The sequence below is a fragment of the Streptomyces anulatus genome, from assembly GCF_014650675.1.
GTDB classification, from domain to species: Bacteria; Actinomycetota; Actinomycetes; order Streptomycetales; family Streptomycetaceae; genus Streptomyces; species Streptomyces anulatus.
Genome location: NZ_BMVK01000010.1, coordinates 15,818 through 42,127 on the forward strand (window position 1 = coordinate 15,818; position 26,310 = coordinate 42,127).

Consider the following 26,310-nt stretch of genomic DNA (forward strand, 5'->3'; position numbering starts at 1 on the left):
GAGACCCCGCATGTGCGGAATCGCAGGCTTCGTCTCGCCCTCGCTCGACGCCGGGGCCACGCCCGAGGTCATGGCCTCGATGCTGTCGCTCATCCGCCACCGCGGCCCGGACGAGGCGGGCTACTACCTGGATGACGGGGTGGCCATGGGCACGGTCAGGCTGTCGGTCATCGACCTCGCCACGGGCGCCCAGCCCATGGCGGACCCGTCCGACCGCTACTGGATCTGCTTCAACGGCGAGTTGTACAACCACATCGAACTCCGCCGGGAGCTGCGAGGGCTCGGCCGGCGGTTCCGCACCCGCTCGGACACCGAAGTGGTTCTCCAGGCGTGGGCCCAATGGGGAGCAGGCTGTCTGCCCCGTTTCAACGGCGCGTTCGCCTTCGCCATCCGGGACGCGGTGTCCGGGGACCTCTTCCTGGCCCGCGACAGGTACGGCAAGCGCCCGCTCTTCTACAGTGGCCGGGGGAGCGGCACGGGCCGGGACGGGGATTTCCTCTTCGCCTCGGAGATGAAGGCGTTCCAGGCATTCCCCGGATTCCGCTTCGAACTGGACCCCGGAGAACTCGCCTCCGCTTTCGCGGTGTGGACCCCGTTGCCCGACCGGACCCCCTTCCGGCACATCCGCCAACTGCCCATGGGGAGCTTCCTGACCGTGCGCGGCGGACGCATGGATCTGACCACGTACGCCGAACTCGAAATCGATACCGACCCGTTCACCGGTTCCGCCCCGGAAGCGGTCGCATTCGTCCGCGACACCCTCCGCGAAAGCGTCGCGATGCGGCTGCGGAGCGACGTCGAGGTCGGTGTCTACCTGAGCGGAGGCCTCGACTCGTCCATCGTCACCGCACTGGCGACCGAACTCTCCCCGCACGCGGTCCGCACGTTCTCGGTCGAGTTCGACGAGGCGGCTTTCGACGAATCCGGCAGCCAGCACGTCGTCGCCTCGCACCTCGGGACGCTCCACTCGTCCATCGCCGTGCGCGGCGCGGACATCGCCGCGAATTTCCCGTCCGCCGTGTACCACGCCGAAGTCCCCGCGTTCCGTACGGCGTTCGTGCCCATGTACCTGCTCTCCCGTCATGTACGCGACGCCGGCATCAAGGTGATCCTCAGCGGCGAGGGCGCCGACGAGGCGTTCCTCGGCTACTCGCTCTTCCGCGAGACCCTGCTGCGCGCCGCGTGGCACGACCTCTCCGACGACGAACGCATGGCCGGGATCGGGCGCCTCCACCCGGAGCTGAGCCACTTCGGTCCCGCGAACCGGGCCCGGCTGAAGGGCCTGTTCGAGCAGTTCGCCGTCGAACGGCTCCCCGGTCTCTTCTCGCACGAACTCCGCTACCAGAACGGCCGCTTCGCCGCACGCCTGCTGAAGGAACGGGGTGATCCGTTCGCGGATCTCCTGGCGCTGACCGCATCGACGCCCGGATACGCCGCACTGAGCCCCGTGCAGAAGGCCCAGTGGCTCGAGTTCAAGACCCTGCTGCCCGGCTACCTGCTCTCCACCCAGGGGGAGCGCATGAGCCTCGCCCACGGCATCGAGAACCGCTGCCCGTTCCTCGATCCCGCGGTGGTCCGTGCGGCGGCCTCGGTCAATCTGCGGTTCGACGACGGCTCCGAGGAGAAGGCCATCCTGAAGGAGGCCTTCCGGGGCGAGCTGCCGGAATCGAGCCTCGCCCGGCGCAAGCAGCCCTACCGCGCCCCCGGCGCGGCCGTCTTCAAGGAGCACCGGCCCGACTACTTGGAGCTGCTGCTCTCGGACACGGAGCTGCGGAAGATCGACGGCCTCGACCCGGTGTTCGCGAGAAGGCTCGTGGCGAAGATCATGGCGACACCCAGCGAGGGGATCAGCACGAAGGAGGACCAGGCCTTCGTCTACCTGCTCTCGACGGCCGTCCTCCACCAGCAGTTCGCGGGCGGCCGGGACCGGGGGAAGGACGGCCCCCCGGAAGCGGAGCTGAAGGCGGGAACGATCGTCGATCTCCGGGGCTCCCGGGGAGCGTGGCCGGCCGCGCACGCCCTCCACGGGGCAGGAGGCCCCCGATGAGCGCGGTCGCACCGCAGCCGGCGGCGGACGACGTCGCCATCATCGGACTCGCTCTGCGCTTCCCCGGCGCCGAGACACTGGAGGAACTCGCCGGACACCTTCTTGCGGGCCGGTCGCTCATCTCGGAGGTACCGCCCGAACGCTGGTCCAAGGAAGCGTACTTCGGCGATCCCCGGCGCGGGGCGCAGAAGACCAACAGCGTCTGGGGCGGTTTCGTCGAGCACGCGGACCGCTTCGACGCCGACTTCTTCGCCATATCGCCGCGCGAGGCCGAGAGCATGGACCCGCAGCAGCGGATGGCGCTCGAACTCGCCTGGCGGGCAGTGGAGAACGCGGGGTACGCGGCGGGCGATCTGGCCGGTACCGCGACGGGCGTCTTCATGGGCGTCTGCCACGCGGACTACGCGGAGATGATGGAACGCGAAGGGGTGCGGACGGACGCCTACTTCCCCACCGGTACCGCTTACTCGATCATCGCGAACCGGATCTCCTACCAGTTCGACCTCCAGGGTCCGAGCATCACCAACGACACCGCGTGCTCCAGCTCGCTGGTGGCGGTGTACGAAGCGGTCCGCGCACTGGGTCACGGAGAGTGCGGCCTCGCCCTGGCCGGCGGGGTCAACCTGATCTGGTCGCCCAAGCACTTCGTCGCCTTCAGCCAGGCGAGCATGCTGTCGCGGACCGGCCGTGCGAGCGCCTTCGACCAGGGCGCCGACGGCTACGTACGCGGCGAGGGCGGAGCGGTGCTCCTGCTGAAACCCCTCGCACGGGCCGTCGCGGACGGCGACCCCGTCCACGCGGTCATCAAGGGGGTCGCCACGAACCACGGCGGCCGGACCAGCTCCCTGACCGTGACCAGTCCGACCGCGCAGGCGGACCTGATCGAAGGGCTCTACACCCGCACCGGAATCCGCCCGGAAACCGTCAGCTACATCGAGGCGCACGGCCCGGGCACGCCCGTCGGCGACCCGATCGAGGTCATGGCGCTCAAGACCGCGTTTCGGAACCTCCACGCGGCGCAGGGCACCGTCGCCCGGCCGGCGAGCTGCGGGATCGGGTCGGTCAAGACCAATATCGGGCATCTGGAAGGGGCCGCCGGGGTCGCGGGGATCGCCAAGGTGATCGCCTCCCTGGCACACCGGTCGCTGCCCGCCACTGTCAACTTCCGCAAGCAGAACCGGCTCATCAGCTTCGACGACAGCCCCTTCCACGTCGTCCGCGAGACCCGGCCCTGGGAGGCGCCGCCCGCAGGCCCGGACGGCAGCGTCCCGCCACGCCGGGCCGGGGTGAGCTCCTTCGGGTTCGGCGGCACGAACGCGCACGTCGTGCTGGAGGAGCACCTCGCTGACGAGACGCGCCGGACGGACCCGCCCGGCCCACATCTCGTGCCTCTCTCGGCGAGAACACCGGAGCGGCTGCGTGAGGTCGCCCGCACGCTGCTCACCCATCTGTGCGAGCAGCCCGCGCAGGCACTCGCCGACATCGCGTACACCCTCCGGATCGGCCGCGACCCGATGCGGGAGCGGGTTGCGTTCATCGCCGCGGACCGTGCCGAACTCGTCGCTCTGCTGGTGGCGTTCGCGGACGGTGAGCGGGCCGGGGGAGAGGTCCACCTGGGTGCGGCGGTGCGTGCCGACGCCGCGGACGCGACCGGCCTGAGGACGGCCGCGACGCTCTGGGCGGCCGGCGGGACGGCGAACTGGGCGGAGCGGCCCGGTGACGGCGACCCCGCGGCGGCCCCGCGACGCGTGCGCCTCCCCGGATATCCGTTCGCCCGCGAGCGCCACTGGTTCAGGGTTCCGCCGAAGGAAGGCGACGCGGGGAGGCCGAAGGAGGGGGATGCGGGCAGAGCGACGGCGAATCGTTCGTCCGCGCAGACCGCGCAGACCGCGCAGACCGCGCAGACCGCGCAGACCGCGCAGACCGCGCAGACCGCGCAGACCGCGCGCACGGAGCCGCCCCGGACGGGCGCGGAGAGGACGCGGACGGAGCCGGGAGCCGAGTCCCGGTCCGCGGTGCCGCACCCCCTCCTCCACGCCGCCGTCCCCGGCTCCGGAGGACAGCGCTTCACCTCGACCTTCACCGGGGAGGAGCCGTTCCTCGCCGCGCACCGGGTGCGCGGCACTCCCGTGTTCCCGGCGGCGGCGCAGGTGGAGATGGTGCGTGCGGCGGTGGCCCGTGCGGCGGGGCGGGAGGCCGGGGCGCCCCCGGCCGTCCGCCTCCGCACCATGGGGTGGTCGCGCCCGCTGGTCGTGCGGGACGGGCCGGCCGAGGTCCGGGTGGGCCTCACCCCGCGTGACGCCGGCGCGCTCGCCTTCGAGATCTCCACCGGAACGGCCCCCGGCACCGTGCACAGCTCGGGCCTGGCCGAGACCGTCGGGTCCGGGGAACCGGCCCGGCTCGACCTCGCCGGGTTGCTGGCGGCGTGCCCCCGCGAGCGCGGGCACGCGCAGGTGTACGCGGAGTTCCGCGACCGGGGGCTCGACTACGGGCCCGCCATGCGCGGGCTGAGGGAACTGCGACTGGGGCAGGGGGAGCTGGTCGCACGCATCGTCGAACCCGAAGCGGGTGGGGCCGGGGACACCGGATACGTCCTGCCGCCGAGCGTGCTGGACGCGGCCTTCCAGGCCTCCGTCGTCCTCCTGGCGGACACCTCGCCGGCCACCGGTGGCGGCCGGTCCGCCCCCGCACTGCCCTTCGCGTTCGAGGAACTCACGGTCCACGGTCCCTGCGCGCCCGAGACCTGGGCATGGGTGCGGCGGCGCGAGGGCCGAGGCCCGCTCGACATGTTCGACATCGATCTCTGTGACGGGAAGGGCACGATGAGCGTCAGTCTGCGCGGACTGGTCCAGCGGACGGAACCGGCCGGGGCGGCCCCCGGAACCGGCCCGGAAACGGGCGGGAACACCGTGACCGCCGCCGTCTCCTGGGTGCCGGCCCCCCTCGGCGCACCCGATGACGGGACCGGACCCGAACCCGTCGCACGGGGGTATCTCGGGGGACGCGCCGCCCGGCACACCGCCGACGTGGCGGACCGCACCGGATTCACCGTCGCACGGCTCCCCGACGTCGAACCCGGCCGCGTCGCCGAGGGCGCGGGGGCTGCGCTGGACCTGGCCTTCCGGGACGTGGCCGACGTCGTGCGGTCGAAGCCCGCAGGGCCCCGGCGGTTCGTCGTACTCGTGGACGACCGGCCGCCCCGGCACTATCACGCGCCCCTCACCGGCCTGTTCCGGACCGTCGTCCAGGAGAACCCGCGCGTCTCGGGCCGGGTCGTGCGGGTCGCTGACCTCGACGCCGCGCCGCCGGAGCGGATCGCCGAGATCCTGCGGGCGGAGGCCGCGGACCCGTCGGCCGACTGCGACATCCGGTACGGGGCCGACGGCACACGCCACGCGTCACGGCCCGGGGAACTGCACCTGGGCGACGGGGCCGAGGTCCCGCCGCTGAAGGAGGGCGGGGTCTACTGGATCACGGGCGGCCTCGGCGGGATCGGCCGGCACGTCGCCCGCTACTTCGGCCGGTACCCCGGCATCACCGTGGTCCTGAGCGGACGGTCGGAGCACGGAGCCGCGAGCGAGGCGGCCCTGCGGGAGCTGCGGGACGCGGGAGTCGACGCTCACCACGTCCCCGTGGACGTGGTCTCGCGCACCGACGTGGACCGGGCGGTCCGCGCCATCACCGAGGCCCACGGAACCATCGACGGCATCGTCCACGCGGCGGGCGTCCTCCGCGACGCGTACGTCTTCACCAAGGACGCCTCCGACCTGCGGGCGGTGCTGGCGCCGAAGGTCGACGGGGTCCTTCACCTCGACGCCGCGTCGCGCGGCCTCACGCTCGACTTCTTCGTCGCCTTCTCCTCGGTGGCGGGCGTGTTCGGCAACGCGGGTCAGTCGGACTACGCGGCGGCCAACGCCTTCCTGGACGCCTTCGCCCACCACCGCCAAGCGCTCGTCGACATCGGCGAGCGGACCGGCAGGACCCGCGCGGTGAGCTGGCCACTGTGGGCCGACGGCGGGATGTCCGTGGACGCGGTCACGCTGAGGACGATGCGACGGGACCGGGGCTGGGAACCCCTCCCCACCGAGGACGGCCTGCGGCTCCTGGGCCGCGTCCTGGGCGACGCGCCCCCGCACGTCGTGGTGGCGCACGGCGCCGCCGCGACGCTCACGGCCGCGCCGACGCCCCCGGAAGCGCCGGCCACCGGCCCCGTGGACTCCGCTCCCGCCGACTCCGCTCCCTCGGACACGGCCTCCACCGTCGCCGACGAAGAGCTGACGGAGCGTGCGACGGCCCTGCTGCGCCGGGTCGTGGGCGAGGCGCTCCACCGTGATCCCGGGACGCTGGAGGAGACGGTCGACCTCATCGAGTACGGCATCGACTCGCTCGCCATCCTCGACACGACCGCGGCGCTCGAAGAACTCTTCGGCCCGCTGCCCAAGACGATCTTCTTCGAGTACACCGACATCGCGGGCGTCGCCGGATACTTCGTCGCGGAGCACGCCGGGGTGCTGCGGTCCGTCCCCGACGCCGGAGCCCCGCACCGGGCCACCGCCGGTCAGGCGGCCGACGCCGCGGACACGGTCGCCGCGCCGGCCACGGCCGACCTTCCGGCCGCACCTGACGTTCCGGTCGCGGCCGGTCCTCCCGCCACGGCCGAACGTCCGGTGGCGGAAGAGGCCCCCTTGTCCGCGCGCAGCCGCAGCGAGGCCCCGGGCGCGCGCGACGACTACCACGACATCGCGATCATCGGCGTCTCCGGCAGTTACCCCGGCGCCGACACCCTGGACGAACTCTGGACGGTACTCGAAGAGGGCCGCCACGAGTTCCGCGAGGTGCCGCGCGAGCGCTGGGACCACGACGCGATCTACAGCCGCGACCGCGGCGTCCTCGGCAAGAGCACCATCCGTACCGGAACGTTCCTCTCGGACATCGACACGTTCGACCCCCGCTACTTCCGCATCTCCAAGCGCGAGGCCGAGAACATGTCGCCCGAGGTCCGGCTGTTCCTGCGGGCCGGGGTCGAGGCACTGGAGGACGCGGGCTACTCGCGCGAGACGCTACGCCGGAAGTACGACGGGGACGTCGGTGTGCTCGCCGGATCCATGAGCAACCACTACGGCCTCTACGGATTCGAGAACGGCCTCACCCGGGGGTCCGCAGCGAGCGGCAGCTACACGGGAACGCTGCCCAACATGCTGTCGTACTTCTACGGCTTCACGGGACCCTCCCTCTTCGTGGACACCATGTGCTCGGGATCCTCCACCTGCGTCCACCAGGCCGTGCAGATGCTCCGGGCGCGCGAGTGCTCGATGGCGGTCGCGGGCGGGGTGAACCTGCTCCTGCACCCGTACAACCTCATCAGCTCGTCCCAGGAACACTTCACGACGGCCACCTCGGAGGTGATCCGGAGCTTCGGTCTCGGGGCGGACGGGACGATCCTCGGCGAGGGCGTCGGAGCCCTGGTCCTCAAGCCGCTCGTCGAGGCCGAGCGCGACGGCGACCACGTGTACGCCGTCATCAAGGGGACGGCCCTCGCCAACGCCGGGGTGCGCAACGGGTTCACCGTCCCCAGCCCCCGGATGCAGGCGCGCGCGATCGAGAAGGCGATCGACGACGCGGGGGTCGACCCGCGGACCATCAGCTACGTGGAGGCGCACGGCTCGGGGACGTCGCTGGGCGACCCGATCGAGGTCAAGGCGCTGACCACCGCCTTTCGGAAGTACACCCCGGAGACCGGGTTCTGTGCGATCGGCTCGGTGAAGTCGAACATGGGCCATCTGCTGCACGCCGCCGGAATGATCGGCATCGCCAAGGTCCTCCTCCAGTTCCAGCGGGGACAGCTCGTCCCCTCGCTGCACAGCTCGGTGATCAACCCGGACATCGACTTCTCCCGTACCCCCTTCCGGGTGCAGCAGGAGCTCACCGCCTGGAAGCCGGCCGTCACCACCGTCGACGGACGCGAGATCACCCATCCGCGCCGGGCCGGGATCACCTCGATCGGCGCGGGCGGGATGAACTCCCACATGATCCTGGAGGAGTACCCGCGCCACGACGGCGCAGCGCGCGGCAGCGCACCCGGCGGGCGGGATGAGCTCCTCGTCTTCTCGGCGATGAACGACGCCGCGCTGCTGGCCTACCTCACCCGGTTCCGCGCCTTCCTCGCCGGGGCCGCGGCGCCGGACCTCCCCTCGGTCGCCCACACCCTCCGCGTCGGCAAGAACGAACTCCCGCACCGGTGGGCCTTCCTCGCGCGGACCGGGGACGAGGCGCTGGCCGCCGTCGACCGTCGACTGGCGGGCGACAGCGACCTCGGTGCCGCGCTCGCGGGCGGCGGCGCCCGCGCCGCGGACCTGCGCGACCTGGCGACCGCCTGGGTGGGCGGGAGCAGCGTCGACTGGCAGCGGGCCGACGCGCAGGACGCGCCCGCGCCCCGCCGCGTCTCCCTTCCCGCGTACCCCTTCGAGCGCGTACGGTGCTGGGTCGCGCGGGAGGACGGCGCGCCGTCCGTGACCGCGCCGCTCGCCCTGCGGGAGAAGCTGCACCCGTTCCTCGGCAGGAACGCGTCGGACGTCACCGGGCTGCGGTACGTCCTCGACGTGCACCTGGACGATCTCCTGGACTACGGCCGCACCCTGGGCGAGCGGCAGGACAGGACCCGCGGCATCGTTCCCACCTTCGCCGTCGACCTGGCGATCGCGGCCGCGAAGGTCTCCGGCTTCTCCGACGGGGCGGTCGTGCGCGGACTGCGTCTCCTCGGCCCGGTCGACTGGACGGCCGCGGCGCGCCTGGTGACGGTCCTGGACGCCGCCGGGGGGAAGCCGGCGGCGGGAGCCGTGCACACGGAGGACGCGTCGGGGCGACGGACGGCCGTGGCGGAGTTCGGCCTGCCGGCGGACGGGGGCGGCGGGACGCGGCCGTCCGGGCACGCCGACGCCGGACCCTTCGTCGGCCTGCTCCCCGGGGCGCTGGCACCGGACCTGGCCGAACCGCTCTCCCCGGCCGCCTTCCTCGCGGAACTGGCCGAGGGCGGAGTCGGGTACGCCCCCGAACTCGGCGGTGTCGAGGAGGTGTTCCGCCTGCGCGACGGACGCCTCGCGCTGCGGATCGGCACGCCCGAGCTCCAGCACGACCGGGTGAAGCCCGGTGTCACGCTCGCTCCGGAGGTGCTCCAGGCCGTCGCGCAGGGACTGCAGTTCGAGGCGAAGCGCACGGGTGACCCCCGGTGGGCGCGGAGCGCACCGCACCGGATCGACGAGATCCGGATCTTCGCCGACGGGGCGGACGGCCGGGTCCCGGTGGCGTACGCCGTCTTCGACGTGACCGGGTCCGGCGAGGGCATCGGGGGATCGGTCGGGCTGCTGGACCGGAACGGCGACGTGGTCGGTGTCCTCGCCGGCCTCTGGTGCGGCGACGACGAAGGGCCGAGGGAGGACCCGGAGGTGACCGCACGGACATCGGGCACGACCGCAGCAGGCGCTGGCGGCGGCAGCGGGGAAGCGAACGACGGGACACCGGGGGAGACCGGGCGGCTGCTGGCCTTCGCGGTCGACGAACTGCGCGGACTGGCGTCCGGCATCCTCAAGTTCGACCCCGACGAACTCGACGCCCGCACCGGCTTCGACGCCTTCGGCTTCGACTCGATCTCGCTCGTCGCCCTGGCGTCGCAGGCGAGCGAGCGGCTCGGCGTCGAGCTGACTCCCGCGATCTTCTTCGACCGCAACACCTTCGCGTCGCTGGGGGAACACCTGGTCGCCGAGCACGCGGCCACCCTGCACACGGCGTACGAACAGTCCACCGGGACTCCGGCCCGCGCCGATACCCCTGCCAGGGCGGCCCGGCCCTCCGAGACCTCTGCCAGGACCCCCGGGGACCGGGACGGCCGGGAGGAGGCCCGGATCCCCGACGCCGCCCCACGCCCGGCGGGCACGGACGGCGCCTTCCCGATCGCCGTCATCGGAGCGAGCGGCCGTTTCCCCGGCGCCCCCGACCTGGACGCGTACTGGGCCAATCTGGCGGCCGGGACCGACCAGGTGACGGCCTTCCCGGTCGACCGGTACGACGAGGAGTACGCGCGGATCGTGGAGGCGTCCGACTTCCCGCGCCACGCGGGCGTCCTCGACGGGGTGGACGCCTTCGACGCCGCCTTCTTCCGCATCCTGCCGCGCGAGGCCGAACTGATGGACCCGCAGCACCGGCTGGCACTGCAGACCGTCTGGAACGCGGTGGAGAACAGCGGGTACGCCCCCGCGGGCCTGCCGGCGAGCACCGGGCTGTTCTTCGGCGTCTCGGGCACCGACTACGCGACGCTGCTCGCCGCCCACGGCACCCCGCCGGACGCCTTCACCTCCACGGGAAACGCCCACTCCATGCTCGCCAACCGCATCTCGTACGTCCTCGACATCCACGGTCCGAGCGAGCCGGTCGACACGGCCTGCTCCAGCTCGCTCGTCGCCGTCCACCGAGCCGTCGAAGCGCTCCGGTCCGGGGCCTGCGACGCCGCGATAGCGGGCGGGGTGAACCTGCTCCTCAGCGTCGACACGTTCGTCAGCGCCGCACAGGCGGGCATGCTGAGCCCGGACGGACGGTGCAAGACCTTCGCGAGCGACGCGAACGGCTACGTACGGGGCGAGGGCGTCGGCGCGGTCGTGCTGAAGCCGCTCGCCGCCGCCGAGCGCGACGGGGACGCGATCCTCGCCGTGATCGTGGGGAGCGCCGAGAACCACGGTGGCCGGGCGAACTCCCTCACCGCGCCGAACGGGGCCGCCCAGGCGGACCTCGTGGTGCGGGCGATGGAGGGCATCGACCCCCGCACCATCGGCTATCTGGAGGCCCACGGCACCGGCACGCCCCTGGGCGACCCCGTCGAGGTGCAGGCGCTGCGGAGCGCGTTCCGGCGGCTGGGGAGCGACGGCGGAGGAACCTGCGCACTCGGCTCGGTGAAGGCCAACATCGGCCATCTCGAAGCCGCGGCCGGTATCGCGGGCCTGCTCAAGACGGTCCTCGCGATGGAGCACGGCACGCTGCCGCCCTCCCGGAACTGCGACGAGATCAACCCGTACATACAGCTCGACGGCAGCCCGTTCCGCATGGTCCGTGCGTGCGAACCCTGGGAACGGGCGACCGGCCCGCACGGTGCGCCCGTTCCCCGGCGCGCCGGGGTCAGCAGCTTCGGCTTCGGCGGTGCGAACTGCCACGTCGTCCTGGAGGAGTACCCGGGCAGTGCCCAGGAGGCGGCACCGGACCTGGACGTCACCGGGGGCCGCCGGGCCGCCGTGCCTCTCTCGGCGCGTACGGAGCGGGAACTGCGCGAGCGGGCACGGGGCCTGCTCGCACACCTGGAGGACGCCCGGCACACCGACTCGCTCCGTTCGATCGCGTGGACGCTCCAGACCGGACGGGAGGCCATGGCCGAACGAGTCGGCTGGGCCGTCTCCTCCCGCGGCGAACTCATCTCCCGGCTTGGGGAGTTCATCAGCGGCTCGGGGAGCGGACCGGATCCGGCCCCCGGTCAGGACCGGGACGGCCTCACCGGGATGATCGCCCGCTGGTGCGGCGGGGGCGAGGCCGAGTGGCGCCGGCTGTACGGGCCCGACGGCTCCGGAACGCCGAGGCGTGCGCACCTCCCGGCCTATCCGTTCGCACGCGACCGGTACTGGATTCCCCGGAGCCCGGCGCTGCCCGCACCCACCCCGGCCCCCGCCGCCGGCCTGGAGCGCCCCGAGGTCTCCGCGCCCACGGGGGGAGCCGCCCCCGTTCCGGCCTCGGCGACGACGCTGTTCGTGCCCCGGTGGACGCCGAGGGCCGCCACCGGGGCCCCGCGCCCCGCCGACGGCTCCCCGTACCGGCGTCACGTGGTCGTCCTGTGCGGAACACCCGCATCCCTGCGGGACGGCGTCGAGCGCCTGCTGCCCGGGGTGCTCTGCCACGCCGTCACGACGGCCGGGCAGCGCCCGGAGACCCGCTTCACCGACCTGTCACGGCAGGTCTTCGAGCTCGTCCGGACGCTCGTGGGGGAGGCGCACGACGGGACCACGCTGCTGCAGGTGGTGACGTCGGGCACCGAGGACGAGGAGGCTGCTCCGGCCCTCTCGGCGCTCCTGCGCACGACGGCCCTGGAGAACCCGCGGATCACCGGGCAGGTCCTCGTCCTCGACGGGGCGAGCGACCGCAGCCGGATCGCGGACGCGGTCCTGGAGAACGCACGGCACGCCGACGACCCGCTCGTTCGCCACCGGGACGCCGAACGCCTCGTCCGGACCTGGACCCCCCGCACGGCCGTCGGCGCGGGCACGCCGTGGCGTTCGGGAGGCACCTACCTGATCACCGGCGGCGTCGGCGGCATCGGAGCCGTCGTCGCCCGCCGCATCGCACGGGACACCGACCACGCGGAGCTCGTCCTCGTCGGCCGGTCGGCACCCGGCCCCCGTACGGACCGGCTCCTCGCCGAACTCCGGGAGGCGGGAGCGGAGGCCCGGTACGCCGTCGCGGACGTCTCCCGCTGGGAGGAGGTGCGCCATCTCGTCGCGGAGGTACGGGAGCGGAGCGGCGCCGTCCACGGCGTCATCCACGCCGCGGGCGTGATCCAGGACGCGTACGTCAAGGAGAAGACCCCGGAGGAATGGGAGCGGGTCCTGGCGCCGAAGGTCGACGGCGCGGTCCACCTGGACCGGGCCACGGCGGACCTGCCGCTGGAATCCTTCCTCCTCTTCTCGTCCGGCGCCGCCGTCACGGGCAACCCCGGTCAGTCCGACTACGCCACGGCCAACGCCCACCTCGGCACGTTCGCCGTCCGTCGCAACGCGCGCGTCGCCGCGGGCGGACGATCGGGCCGCACGGTCTCGATCGCGTGGCCGCTCTGGAAGGACGGCGGGATGGCGGTCGACGACGCGACCCGCGCGTACCTCCGGCGACACCGCGGCCTCGTCCCCATGGATTCGGACGCCGGGCTCGACGCCCTCCTGGACGCCTGGCGCCTCGGCGAGGCCGGCGAGGACCAGATCTGGGTGCACCACGGAGACCCGGAGAAGGCCGAGCCCGACCCGGCGGCGGCCCCCGCACACCGGTCCGCGCCCGCCCCTGCCGCCGTGGCGGAGACCGTGCCCGCGCCCGCCCCGGCGTCCGTACCGGACGCGGTGAACGGTGTGGCCCCCGGCCGGGACACGCTCCGGTCGGTGCTCGGGATCTTCGCGCGGGTCACGAAACTGCCCCCGCACGCCATCGACCTCGACCGGCCGCTCGACGAACTGGCCCTCGACTCCGTCATGGTCGTCCAGCTCAACCGGGAGCTGTACACCGTGTTCGGGGAGACCTCGACGACGCTCTTCTACGAAGCACCGACCCTGCGCGCCGTCGCGGACCACCTCGAGGGCCCGCCGATCCGGACCGGCCGGGAGACCGCCACGGCTCCCGGCGCCCCCGAAGCTCCCCGGGCCGCGCCCGCACCGTCCGGCGCGCCCGACCGGGACGACGCCATCGCGATCATCGGGATGAGCGGACGCTATCCGGGCGCACGGAACCCCGACGAGTTCTGGCAGAACCTCACGGCCGGACGCGACCGCATCACCGAGATCCCCGGGGACCGGTGGCCGCTGGACGGCTTCTACGAGCCGGACCGCGCCACCGCCGTGGCCGACGGGCTCAGCTACAGCAAGTGGGGCGGATTCCTGGAGGACTTCGACGCGTTCGACCCGCACTTCTTCCGGATCGCACCGCGCGACGCGTACGCCATGGACCCGCAGGAGCGCCTCTTCCTCCAGGCATCCTGGGAGGTGATCGAGGACGCGGGCTACACCCGCGAGGAGCTGGCCCGCCGCCATCAGCGGCGCGTCGGCGTCTTCGCCGGAGTGACCAAGTCCGGCCACGCACGGCACGGCGAGGCCCGGTTGCCGTCCGGCGAGCGGATCGCGCCCGCGCTCTCCTTCGCCTCGCTCAGCGCCCGTACCTCCTACGTCCTCGACCTGCGGGGCCCCAGCCTGACGATCGACACCATGTGCTCGTCCTCGCTCACGGCGATCCACGAAGCCTGCGAGCACCTGCGCCGGGGCTCCTGCGAGCTGGCTGTCGCCGGTGGCGTGAACCTGTACCTGCACCCGTCCGACTACGTTGAACTCTGCCGTTCCGGCATGCTGTCCTCGCAGTCGCGGGTGCGGAGTTTCGGCAGGGGCGCCGATGGGTTCGTCCCCGGTGAGGGCGTCGGCGCGGTGCTGCTGAAGCCGCTGGCGCGCGCGCTCGCGGACGGGGACCGGGTGCTCGCCGTGATCCGGGGGACGAGCATCAACCACGGGGGCCGGTCCAACGGCTACACGGTGCCCAGCCCGGCCGCCCAGGCGGAACTGATCGGCGAAGCGCTGACCCGGGCCGGGATCTCGGCGCGCGAGGTCGGCTACGTCGAGGCGCACGGCACCGGCACCGAACTCGGCGATCCGATCGAGGTGAAGGGGCTCTCGCTGGCCTTCGAGAAGTTCACCGGGGACCGCCAGTTCTGCGCGATCGGCTCCGTGAAGTCGGTGATCGGGCACCTGGAGGCCGCCGCGGGCATCGCCGGTGTCACCAAGGCCGTGCTCCAGCTCCGGCACCGCACCCTCGTCCCGAGCCTGCACGCCGAGGAACCGAACCCCGGCATCAGGTTCGAGGAGACGCCGTTCCGGCTCCAGCGGACCCTCGCGCCCTGGGAGTCCCCACGGCCACGCGTCACGGCGGTCTCGTCCTTCGGGGCCGGCGGCTCGAACGCGCACGTGATCATCGAGGAGTACGTGTCCGACGCCCCCGTCGACCGGTCCGCCGACGACGGCGAGCAGCTCGTCGTGCTGTCGGCACGGACCTCCAAGGGGCTGCGGCACTCCGCCGCGCGCCTGGCGGCGTTCCTCGAACGGGAGGAGGCGCACGGGCGGACGGTCCGCCTGGCGGACCTCGCGTTCACCCTGCGGTCCGGACGCGAGGCGATGAAGGAGCGCCTGGCGGTGACAGTGTTCTCGGTGCCGGAACTCCGTCGGGCGCTGGGCACGTTCGCGGAGACGGGCGACGGGACGGCGGTCCCGGGCCTGCACCGGGGCAGCACCGGGCAGGACCGGGGCGCGGCCGCCGGGATCTGGGCCGACGACGACCTCCGGGAACTGCTTGCCGAACGGTGGGGCCGCGAGGGCAAGTACGGCAAACTGGCCGCCCTCTGGGCGGACGGGATGGACCTGGACTGGCGGGCACTGCCCGGGGCGGTGCCGCCGCCCCGCCGGATCTCCCTGCCGACCTACCCGTTCGCGAGGGACCGGTTCTGGATCGGGGACCTGGAACCTGCCGGGCAGGCGACCGACACCGGTGCCCGCGCCGATGCCGACACCGGTCCCGGTGCCCGTACGGTCGCGGTCACCGGCACACCGGCCGGCGCCCCCGACGCCGTCACGCCGCACACCGCGCCCGGAGACCCGGCGGCCGTCGAGCCGCGCACCGCGGAGGAGCCCCGGGACCCGGCCGGCACCGCCCCCGGCGAACGGCTCGCGCGGCTGGTGCGCGCGAAGATCGCCGACGTCCTGGTCATGACGCAGGACGAGATCGAGGGCGGGCTCGCGTTCGCCGACTACGGCCTCGACTCCATCCTCGCCGTCCGTCTCGTCCATGTGCTCAACGAGGAGCTGGGAACCGACCTCTCGACCGATGTCGTCTTCGACCACAGCTCCGCCGACCGCCTCGCCGCGCACCTGCTCGCGGAGTACGGGCCCTCGGCGGCCCCCGCACCCGTCCCCCCGCCCCCCGCGCCCCCGGCCCACGGCCCCGCCCCGACGCGCCGCGGCATCACCGCCCCCCGCCCGGCAACCGCCGACGGCTCCGTTCCCGCCGGACCGCCGACCGGCCCTGAACCGATCGCCGTCATCGGGATGAGCGGGCGCTTCGCCGGTTCCGACACCCTCGACGCGCTGTGGACCCATCTGGCGAACGGCGACGACCTCATCACCGAAGCGACCCGCTGGGACCTCCCGGCCACCGGACCCGACGGGTCCGCGCGCTGCACGCAGGGGGGATTCCTCGACGGCATCGACCGGTTCGACCCGCTCTTCTTCGGAATCTCGGGCGTCGAGGCCGCCGTCATGGACCCCCAGCAGCGGCTGCTCCTGGAAGAGGCGTGGAAGGCCCTGGAGGACGCGGGCCACGCCGGACGGCACCTCAGCGGGTCCCGCTGCGGGGTGTACGCGGGCTGCTGGAACGGCGACTACCACGAGCTGGTCGGGGAGAACAGCCCGGCCCAGGCCTTCTGGGGGAACATGGCATCCCTGATCCCGGCCCGCATCTCCTACGTACTCGACCTGAAGGGTCCCGCGCTGGCGGTCGACACGGCGTGCTCCAGTTCGCTCGTCGCGATCGACCTCGCCTGCCGGGGGCTCCGGTCGGGCGAGACGGACATGGCACTGGCGGGCGGTGTCTTCGTCCAGACGACCCCCCGCCTCTACGAGCTGGCCGGGCGGGCCGGGATGCTCTCGCCGACGGGCCGCTGCCACACCTTCGACCACCGCGCAGACGGCTTCGTCCCCGGCGAGGGTGTCGGCGTCCTCGTGCTCAAGCGGCTCCGCGACGCGATCGCCGACGGGGACCATGTCCACGGCGTCATCCGCGCCACGGGCAGCAACCACGACGGTGCGACCAACGGCATCACCGCGCCCAGCTCCGTCTCGCAGGAGGCCCTGCTCCGCGAGGTCCACGCGTCCTGCGGCATCGACGCCGGGTCCATCCAGCTCCTGGAGGCGCACGGAACCGGCACCCCGCTCGGGGACCCCATCGAGTTCTCGGCGCTCAGCAGGGTGTTCCGGGCCGGCACGGAGAGGACCGGCTTCTGCGCACTGGGCTCCGTCAAGTCGAGCCTCGGGCACACCCAGTTCGCCGCAGGCATCGCGGGGGTCTTCAAGATCCTCCTCGCGATGAGGCACCGGCAGATCCCGGCCTCGCCGCACTTCGAGAAGCCCAACGGCGCCATCGACCTCGACACCAGCCCCTTCTACCTGAGCACGCGCCACCACGCGTGGGAGCCTCCGTCCGACGGCGGGCCGCGCCGGGGCGCCGTCAGCTCCTTCGGGGCCAGCGGCACCAACGCCCACCTCGTCATCGAGGAGGCACCGGACACCACGCGGACCCGCCCCCGTACCCCCGGGCCCGTGCGGCTGGTCGTCCTCTCGGCGCACTCGCGGGAGCAACTGGCCGAACAGGTCTCCCGGTTGGCCGAACACATCCGCCACGGGGACGCCCCGGACCTCGGCGACCTCGCGTACACGCTCACGGTCGGAAGGGACCGCTTCCCCCACCGGTTCGCCTGCGTGGCGCGGGACCGCGCCGAGCTGCTGAGGATCCTCGACGCGGGGCTCGACGGAACGGAGGCGTTCACCGGCCGGGCGGCGCCGGAGGGCGATGGCCGGCCGGGCGCGGACCCGAGCCGGGGCGAAGCGTGCCTGGAGCGCCGCGCGCGATGCGCCGCCGCCGCGACGGAAGCGGAGAAGCACGGCGCGCGGCCCGCCGACGTCCGGGCGGGCGCGCCCCGGGCCGGTGCCGAGCACCGCGGCGCGGATGTCGGCACGTACCGCGCGGACACCGACGCCTGCCGTGCGGACCTCACCGTCCTCGCCGATTGCTTCGTCCGGGGCGCCGCCCTCGACTACGGTGCGCTCTTCCCGGCCGGATCCCACCGGCGGGTCCCTCTGCCCACCTACCCGTTCGCCCGCGAGAGCCACTGGGCCGGCCCGCCGCCCCCCGCGCCGCGGCCCGTCCCCGGCACCCCCGGGAAACGCCCGGCGGCGGGCCACCCGCTGATCCACCGGACGTCGGAGGCACCGGACTCTCCCGGCGCACTGCGCGCCTCCGCGGTGTTCACGGACGCCGATCCCGTCCTGCGCGACCACACGGTGCGCGGACAGCACGTCCTTCCCGGCGTCGTCCACCTCGAACTGGCGCGGGAGACCGCTGTCCGGCTCTGGGGCGCGGACGCGACGGCCCCCCTGCTGATGCGCGACATCACCTGGGTACGGCCGGCCACCGCCGGAGACGGAGGGCCCCTGGACATCGACGTCCTGGTGAAGCCCGGCGAAGACGACCGGCTCACCTTCGAGATCACCACGCGTGCGGACCGGGGCACCGGCCCCACCGTCCTCTCCACCGGACAGGTGTCCCGCACCGGTACGACCCGTCCCGGCCGCGTCGACCTCACGTCACTCCGCGCGACCTGCACGACGACCGTGTCCGCGACGCGCGTCCGCGAGGCGCTCGCGTCGATGGGCATCGTCCACGGGCCGTCGCTCCGGGCCGTCCGCGAGGCGTACGTCGACACCGGCACCGGCACCGTCCTCGCCGAGCTGGAACTCCCGGCCGGCGCGGACCCCGCCGACAGCGGCGCCGTTCTTCCCCCGGCGCTGCTGGACTCCGCCATCCAGGCGTCCATCGCGCTGCACCTCGGCGACGGACCGGCCGACCTGGAGACCGCGGTGCCCTTCGCGCTCGACCGGTTCGAACTCCTCGCCCCGTGCCCGTCCTCGGCGCGGGCCGTCGTCCGCGTCGCCGAGGGGACCGGACCCGCGACCGCGCTGAGCCGGCTCGACGTGGACATCACCGACGTCCACGGCCGGGTCTGCGTACGGATGACCGGCTACACCTCGCGCCGCCTCAAGCAGCCGGTGCCCTCCCTGTTCGCACCCGTGTGGGAATCCGTGGCCGCGTACACCCCGGACGGACACGCCCCGGACCTCGCGGACCACGTGCTCGTGGTGGGAGGCACGGCCGAACAGCGGGCCGCGCTCGTCGGCCGGCACCCGGGCGCCACCCCGTGGGACCTCGCCCCCGGCACGACGACCGAGGAGATCGCGGCCCGGCTCCGGTCCGCGGGTCCGGTCGGACACCTCGTCTGGATCGCGCCCGGTCCCGGGCCGGACGACGGGCCGGCCCTCCTGCCGACCGACACCGCCGGCTTCGGCGCGGCTCAGGAGGACGGTGTGGTCGCGGCCTTCCGCACGGCCAAGGCCCTCGTCCGCACCGGACACGACGCACGCCCGCTCCGCATCACCCTGGTCACCCGGCGCGCCCTCGCCACGTACGACGACGAGCCGACCGCACCCGCCCACGCCGGGCTGCACGGCTTCTTCGGGTCGCTCGCACAGGAGTACGCGAACTGGTCCGTCCGCCGGGCCGACCTCGACACCGCCGAGCTGCCCGACGACCTCCTGGCGCCCCCCGGCCGTACCGGCGACGACCCCCTGGCGCACCGCGCGGGCCAGTGGCTGGCGCGCCGCTGGGCGCCGAACGAGCCCGGCGACACACAGCCCGTCCCGTACCGGCAGGGCGGCGTCTACGTCGTGATCGGCGGCGCGGGCGGACTCGGCACCCAGTGGACCCGGCATGTCGTACGGAACCACGACGCCCACGTGATCTGGATCGGCCGGCGACCGCGGGACGCGTCGATCGACGCACGGCTGGCCGAGGCCGGCGGCCGGGTGAGCTATCTGTCGGCCGATGCCGCCGACCCCGCGTCACTGCGCCTCGCCCACAAGGAGGTCAAGCGCCGCCACCCGCGCATCCACGGCATCGTCCAGGCGGCGCTCGACCTGCGGGACCAGAGCCTGGCGCGGATGGACGAGGCGACCCTGCGGGCGAGCCTCGCCGCGAAGGTCGACGTCGGGGTGGCCATGGCAGAGGTCTTCGCGGACGAGGCGCTGGACTTCGCCCTGTTCTTCTCGTCCGTCCAGTCGTTCACGACGGCGGCGGGCCAGAGCAACTACGCGGCGGGCTGCACCTTCGGCGACGCCTACGCCCATTTCCTCGACCGGCACTGGCCGTGCCCGGTCAAGGTGATGAACTGGGGATGGTGGGGGAGCGTCGGCAGTGCCTCGACCGAGCGGCACAAGGAACACATGGCGCGCTGGGGCCTCCTCTCGATCGAGGCGCCGGAGGCGATGGACGCCCTCGACACCCTGCTCGGCGGCCCCCAGCGCCAGTTGAGCTTCATCAGACTGAAGGACCTCGACGCCATCGAGGCGCTCGACCCGACGACGCGGGTCACCGTCCACCCCAGGGCGCGGACCCGCGTGGCGCCCGCCCTCGTCGCGTCGGCCGCGGCCCTGCCCGCCGCGTGGGAGTCGATGCGCGCGATCGCCGCGTGGCGGGCGGACGAACGCGACCCGCTGCTGGCGAGGATGGTCCGCGGCCACCTGCAAGCGCTCGGCGGGCTGAGCGGCCCCGGGGCTCCCACGTCCCCCGACGACATCGACCGGCTCCGCCGGCGCGCCGGGATCACGGACAGGTACGCGACCTGGCTCGACCACGCGCTCCGCTTCGTGCCGGATACGGCCCCGTCGCTGGACGCCCTCGTACGCGAGTGGGACGAGTGCCGCGCCCGGTGGTCCACCGACCCCGACAAGGCGGCCGAACTCACCTTGCTCGACGCCACGCTCCGGGCCCTGCCCGGCATCCTCACGGGTGCGACCAGGCCGACCGACATCCTGTTCCCGCGCGGCTCCGTCGAACTCGTCGAAGGCACCTACCGCGACAACCGGGTCGCCGATCTGTACAACCGCGCCATGGCCGACGCCGCGGTCTCCGTCGTCGCGGAACGGCTGCGCCTGGACCCCTCGGCACGAATCCGCATCCTGGAGATCGGCGCCGGCACGGGCGGAACGAGCGTCGGCATGTTCGCCGCGCTGCGCCCCTTCCAGGAACACATCGAGACCTACACGTACACCGACCTTTCGAAGGCGTTCCTGAACCACGCCCGTACCGCGTATGGACCCGACGTGCCGTACCTCTCCTACGCCCGCTTCGACGCCGAGCAACCGCTGGCCGGGCAGCAGGGGGTGGAGAGCGGGAGCTACGACCTGGTCGTCGCCGCCAACGTGCTGCACGCGACGCGCGACACCCGGAACACGATCCGCAACGCGAAGGCGGCCCTGCGCGACGGCGGGTGGCTCCTGCTCAACGAACTCGCGGCGTTCGACGTCTCCAGCCACCTCACGTTCGGCCTGCTGGAGGGCTGGTGGCTCTTCGAGGACGACGCGCTCCGCGTACCGGGTTCGCCGGCACTGTCGCCCGAGAACTGGCGGAAGGTGCTGGAGAGCGAAGGGTTCTCGGCGGTCGTGCCCGTCCTGCCGGAGGCACGGGAGCTCGGACAGCAGATCATCGCAGCCGAGAGCGACGGGCTGGCCCGGCAGGCGGTGGCCCGGCGGACCGACCGCGGGCCCGCGGCCCGGAAGCCCGAGCGGAGGCGGCCGGCCGGCCGGGAAGCCACGGGCACGCAGCCGGCCGACCGGGAAGCCGGTCACCGGCCTCCGGCCCACCGGGAAGCCGTGGCCTCGGTAGCGGTGGACTCCCCGTCGTCCCCGGCCGGCACGGGTACCGTCCCGCAGCGCCCCGCCCCCGTCCCCGCCTTCGTCCAGGTCCCCGCGCACCCCCTGGACGCCGGGGGAGCGGTCGCCCCGTCCGCCGCCGGCACGGGGAGCCGGACCGAGGTCCTGGCCGGGTACCTCCGTGACCGGGCCGCGGAGACCCTCGGCATTCCGGCGGACCGGATCGACCTCTCCACCCCGCTCAGCGACTACGGCATGGACTCCATCCTCGTGCTCCAGTTGACGAACGCCCTGCGGGAGGACCTCGGAGAGGTCTCGTCCACCCTGCTCTTCGACGCCGAGTCCGTCGGGGAGCTCGCCGACCACTTCGCTACGAGCGGCGGCCCGCGGGTGGACGCCCTCGTGGCGCGCCTGAACCCGGATGCGGGGGAGCGGCTCGTCCCCGGGCCCGCGCCGCGGCCGTCGGAGGATTCCCCCCGCTCGGTGGCCGCCCTGTTCCGCACGGTGCTGGAGACCGGCACCCCGCAGCAGGCGGGCGACCTGCTGTCGATGGCCGCCCGGCTCCGGCCGGTCTTCGCGTCCGGAGCGGGCGACGAGCCGGAGTTGCTGAGGCTGTCGGACGGCCGACGGGAGCCCGACCTGGTCTGCCTGCCGTCGCTGATCGCCCCCACCGGGGCTCACCAGTACGTGAACTTCGCCGGTGCGCTCCGGGGCCGCCGCCAGGTCTGGGCCGCCTCCCTTCCGGGCTACCGCCCCGGCGAGCCGCTGCCCGCGGACCTGGAGGCGGCGGCGGAACGGCTGGCAGCCACCCTGCTCCGACGTTTCGGGGGCGGCGGGTTCGCCCTCGCGGGCTACTCCTCCGGCGGCTGGCTGGCCCACGAGGTGGTGCGTCGGCTGGAGGCGGAGGGCGCACCCCCCGCCGGGCTGGTGCTGCTCGACACCCCCCGGACGACCGGAGCGGCGATGCTCGGGGGCATGACCGTGATCACACGGCGGCTGCTCGACCGGTTCCCGCGCCTGCTCCTCGCCGACGAACAGGTGACGGCGATGGCACGGTACGGGGAACTGCTCGACGACTGGCGACCGCTGCCGGTAACCACCCCGACCCTGCTGGTGGGAGCCGCGCAGGAAGGGCCCCTGCTGGAACTGCTCGGCGAGGACGCGCGGTCCGGCTGGCCGCTGGAGCACCGGCGGACCGACCTGGCGGGAGACCACTTCTCCCTGCTGGAGGAAGACGCGGCGGCGACCGCGCTCACGGTCGACCGCTGGCTGGACACCCTGCGGGCCCGGGCCGGAGGCACGCGATGAGCGACGGCCTGGGCTTCAGCCTCGCGCAACTGCGGTACTTCGTCGTCTCCGCCGAAGTGGGCAACATATCGGAGGCGGCGGAGCAGTTGTGCGCCTCGCAGTCGACGGTCTCCTCGGCGGTGATGAGGCTGGAACGCCAACTCGGCGTTCAACTCCTCCTGCGGCATCACGCCCGGGGGGTCTCCCTCACCCCGAGCGGCCGCCATCTGCTGCGGGAGGCCCGGGACCTGTTGGGGCGGGCCAGGAATCTCAAGGCGCGTGGCGACGCCCTGGCGGGGGGCGCCGTCGGCCGGCTAGACGTCGGTTTCCTCGCGTCACTCGCACCGTTCCTGCTGCCCGGCGTCCACCAGCTCACCCGGCAGCGTTACGCCGACCTCCGCTTGACCGTCCACGAGGAGCCGGCCGACCGGCTGGCGGCCCTCCTGGGCGAAGGGCGCTGCGAACTGGCGGTCACGTACGACTTCCTGGCCGGGGACGCCCGGTTCCACGCCCTGGCCGAACTGCCCGTCCACGCCGTGCTGGCCGACGGCGACCCGCTGGGCGGGAGCGGGCCGGTGGAGCTGGCCGAGCTGGCCGCCCGCCCTCTGGTCACCCTGAACACGCCCGACGACATCCGCCACGCCGAGAAGCTGTTCGCCAACGCGGGAGTCCCCTTGCCGCGGGTGATCGGGGCGGCGAGCGTGGAGACGGTGCGCGGTCTCGTGGCGGCCGGCTCCGGATTCGCGCTGATGTACCAGCGCAGCCGGGCGACGACGACCCTCGACGGGGGGAGGGTCCGCAGGGTCGGGATCGCCGGCGACCTGCCTCCCGCCTCCCTCGGCGTGGCCATGATGCCCGGCCTGGCGATGAGCGGCCGCGGCATGGCCTTCCTGGAGGTGCTCGGGTCGACGGTGCGGGCGAGCCGGAGCGGACCCGCCGAACCGGCGCACCCGGCCCTGGGCCGAGCGGGCCCGTGACGGCAGGACGGGCACGGGCTGCGGGGGACCGCCCACCGCGGGTCGGCGGCGCCGAGCAGACCGTCGTTCTCACGGTGGGGCTCCGGGAAACGAGCACGGAGCGTTTTCTCCGGCAGGGGTTCTCCCGGGCGCTCGGAGAGGATAATGGACCGCCGGCAGGGGAACCAAGACCCTCGGATTCCTTTCCGTGCGCCGGTGAGATCGCCCTGTTCGGGATATCCGTCGTCCGGGTGCGAGGAAAAGTATTTCTCGGTCCCGCCGCGAATGTATTCCACCCGCGAATGTATTCCACCGGGCCGCCGTACCGGGCGTGGCGGACATCCGGGACGCGGCCGTGCGGCACGTGTCCTGGGGAAACGAGGAGCGCGGGCACGGCAGCGGGTGCCTGCGCCGCCTGCCGCGACGCCTCGGGCCCGGTGGTGCGGCTCTCCACCGGGCCCCTCGGCCCCACCGCTGCTCAGGCCAGGGTCCGCAGGACGGACGGGTCGTAGGGGACGGCCCGGTCCAGCTCCCCCCGGAGCGCCAGCGCCGCCCAGTCCGGGTTGGCCAGCAACGACCGGCCCACGGCGACCAGATCGAACTCGTCACGGTCCAGGCGGGCCACCAGCTCATCGATACCCGTCACACCGGACGGCCCCGTGAAGCCCTGGGAGAAGTCGCCCTCGCCGTACTGCTGGTCCATTCCGACCGAGCCGACCGCCACGGTGGGCCTGCCGGTGAGCTTGCGTATCCAGCCGGCCAGGTTGAGCGTGCTGTCGCTGTCCTCGAACTCCGGCAGCCAGTAGCGCCGGGTCGAGGCGTGGAACACGTCGACACCGGCCGAGGCCAGGGGCTCCAGCAGCAGGCGCAGCTCGTCCGGGCTCGTCGCGGTGCGCGCCCCGTATTCGCCGAGCTTCCACTGGGAGAAACGGAAGAAGACGGGGAACCGCGGACCGACGGCCGCGCGGACCGCCCGCACGACCTCGGCGCCGAACCGGGCCCGGGAGGCCGGGTCGCCGCCGTAGCGGTCGGTGCGCCGGTTGGTCCCGGTCCACAGGAAGTCATCGATCAGATAGCCGTGCGCGCCGTGCAGCTCGACCCCGTCGAACCCCAGTCGCGCGGCGTTCGCGGCGGCCACCGCGAACGCCTCCACCGAGGCGTCGATGTCCTTCCGCGTCATGGCCCGCCCCGCCGGGGCGCCGTCCAGCCCGATTCCTGACGGGCCCTCGGCGGGCGGGTCGGTCGCGGTGCGCGCGGCCCCCGTGTGCCAGAGCTGCGGAATGATCCGGCCGCCCTCCTCGTGCACCCGGCGCAGCACATGGGCCCAGCCGGCGAGGGCCTGTTCGCCGTGGAACTCGGGCACGCCGTCGTACGCGGGGGCGGAGGGGTGGCCGATGTAGGTGCCCTCGGTGATGATCAGCCCGACGCGGTGGGCCGCCCGGCGCGCGTAGTACTCCGCCACGTCCGGACCGGGCACGCCGCCGGGAGACGCCGTCCTCGTCATCGGGGCCATCACGATCCGGTTGGGGAGCGTGAGGCCGCCCACGGTGAACGGTTCATCCAGCCTGGCCATGATGTCCTCCCGATTCGAGGGAGCCGTGGGAACGGCTTCCCGCACGTCTATTGATGACCTGTTCGACAGGGAATTCTCAAGCGATACGGGGAATGGTTCGGTCGCCCGACGATTGTGCACGACCACCGGCCTTGTTGACCACAGTTCCGCTGTATCGCAGAAGGCGATCCAATGCATCGGCAGAATGAATTTGACCGGGTTGAACGGACCAGGAATATTTGGGCCGGTGGCACAGCGTCATTCGGGCAGCGGAGCATAACGCCCAGTCCATTCCGGTCGTATGACGGCCCGTAAGGGAAAGTGGTGGAGCCCCATGGCGACGGAGAACAGCCGCACCCCCGCACCGTCCGGCGAGCTGGCGGGCCTCCGGGCCGTGGTCACCGGCGGCAGCCGCGGGATCGGCGCCGCCGTCGCGCGCAACTTGCTCGACGCCGGCGCGAACGTCGTCATCTCGGCCCGCCGCGGGGCCCCGGACGCCCCGCCCGGCGCCGCGTTCGTCCCGGCCGACCTCAGCACCCCCGACGGCGTGCGGCACTTCGCCGACACCGCACGGGAGCTGCTGGGCGGGGTGGACATCATCGTCAACAACGCCGGCGGTTGCCGTTCGTTCCAGAGCGTGCTGGAGCTGGAGAACGACTGGCAGTACACGATGGACATCAACTTCCTCGCCGCCGTCCGGCTCAACGCGGCCCTCGTGCCCGCCATGCGCGAGCACGGCGGGGTCATCGTCCATGTGTCGTCGATCGCGACCGTCGCGGCCTACCCGAACCTCCTGCACTACGCCGCCGCCAAGTCGGCGCTGGAGACCTACAGCAAGGGCCTGTCCGCCGAGCTCGCGCCGGACGGCATCCGGGTCGTCTCCGTCTGCCTGGGCAACGTGGAGACACCGGCGTCGGAGACGGCCCGCACCCGGATCGTCGAACTCCACGGCGGGGATCCCGACGACCTCACCGGACAGTGGGCCGCCGAGATCCCGCTCGGGCGGCTCGGCGAGCCCCGGGACATCGCCCACGCGGTGCGCTTCCTGGTCTCTCCCCGCGCGTCCTGGATCACCGGGAGCAACATCGTCATCGACGGCGGGAAGACCGCGAGCCTGTGCTGAGACCCGGCACCGAGGCCCCCGGCACCCGACGGCACGCCACC

General features: G+C 73.5%; 5 protein-coding genes. 4 read left to right on the forward strand and 1 reads right to left on the reverse strand.

The genetic code is table 11. The features are described from left to right. The first annotated feature begins 10 nt into the window (after nt 1–10). From asnB to IE272_RS23730, 3 genes are read left to right on the forward strand one after another with little or no spacing between them, the layout of a single operon-like run. Nucleotides 11–2,047, forward strand: a complete 2,037-nt coding sequence (gene asnB, locus IE272_RS23720; protein ID WP_190007879.1) for an asparagine synthase (glutamine-hydrolyzing) — start codon at nt 11–13, stop codon at nt 2,045–2,047. Next, entirely contained in the window at nt 2,044–22,659 is a 20,616-nt protein-coding gene (locus IE272_RS23725; RefSeq protein WP_190007889.1) for an SDR family NAD(P)-dependent oxidoreductase, read from the forward strand. The genes asnB and IE272_RS23725 overlap by 4 nt, the downstream gene beginning before the upstream one ends. Then, nucleotides 22,656–23,615, forward strand: coding sequence for a LysR family transcriptional regulator (locus IE272_RS23730; protein ID WP_056704533.1), 960 nt, complete (start codon nt 22,656–22,658; stop codon nt 23,613–23,615). Before IE272_RS23725 ends, IE272_RS23730 begins: the two co-directional genes overlap by 4 nt. A gap of 457 nt (nt 23,616–24,072) precedes the next feature. Here IE272_RS23730 and IE272_RS23735 read toward each other — a convergent pair whose 3' ends face one another. Then, the gene (locus IE272_RS23735) at nt 24,073–25,167 is read right to left on the reverse strand and encodes an NADH:flavin oxidoreductase (protein WP_056704532.1); all 1,095 of its coding nucleotides are present in this window, start codon (nt 25,165–25,167) and stop codon (nt 24,073–24,075) included. A 313-nt stretch (nt 25,168–25,480) separates the two neighbouring features. Between IE272_RS23735 and IE272_RS23740 the strand changes: the two genes are divergently transcribed. Next, the gene (locus IE272_RS23740) at nt 25,481–26,269 is read left to right on the forward strand and encodes an oxidoreductase (protein WP_190007891.1); all 789 of its coding nucleotides are present in this window, start codon (nt 25,481–25,483) and stop codon (nt 26,267–26,269) included. Nucleotides 26,270–26,310: the final 41 nt, after the last annotated feature.

Coding starts and splice junctions, on each gene's coding strand:
- asnB (WP_190007879.1), top strand. CDS start 11: ATGTGCGGAATCGCAGGCTTCGTCTCGCCCTCGCTCGACGCCGGGGCC.
- IE272_RS23725 (WP_190007889.1), top strand. CDS start 2,044: ATGAGCGCGGTCGCACCGCAGCCGGCGGCGGACGACGTCGCCATCATC.
- IE272_RS23730 (WP_056704533.1), top strand. CDS start 22,656: ATGAGCGACGGCCTGGGCTTCAGCCTCGCGCAACTGCGGTACTTCGTC.
- IE272_RS23735 (WP_056704532.1), bottom strand. CDS start 25,167: ATGGCCAGGCTGGATGAACCGTTCACCGTGGGCGGCCTCACGCTCCCC.
- IE272_RS23740 (WP_190007891.1), top strand. CDS start 25,481: ATGGCGACGGAGAACAGCCGCACCCCCGCACCGTCCGGCGAGCTGGCG.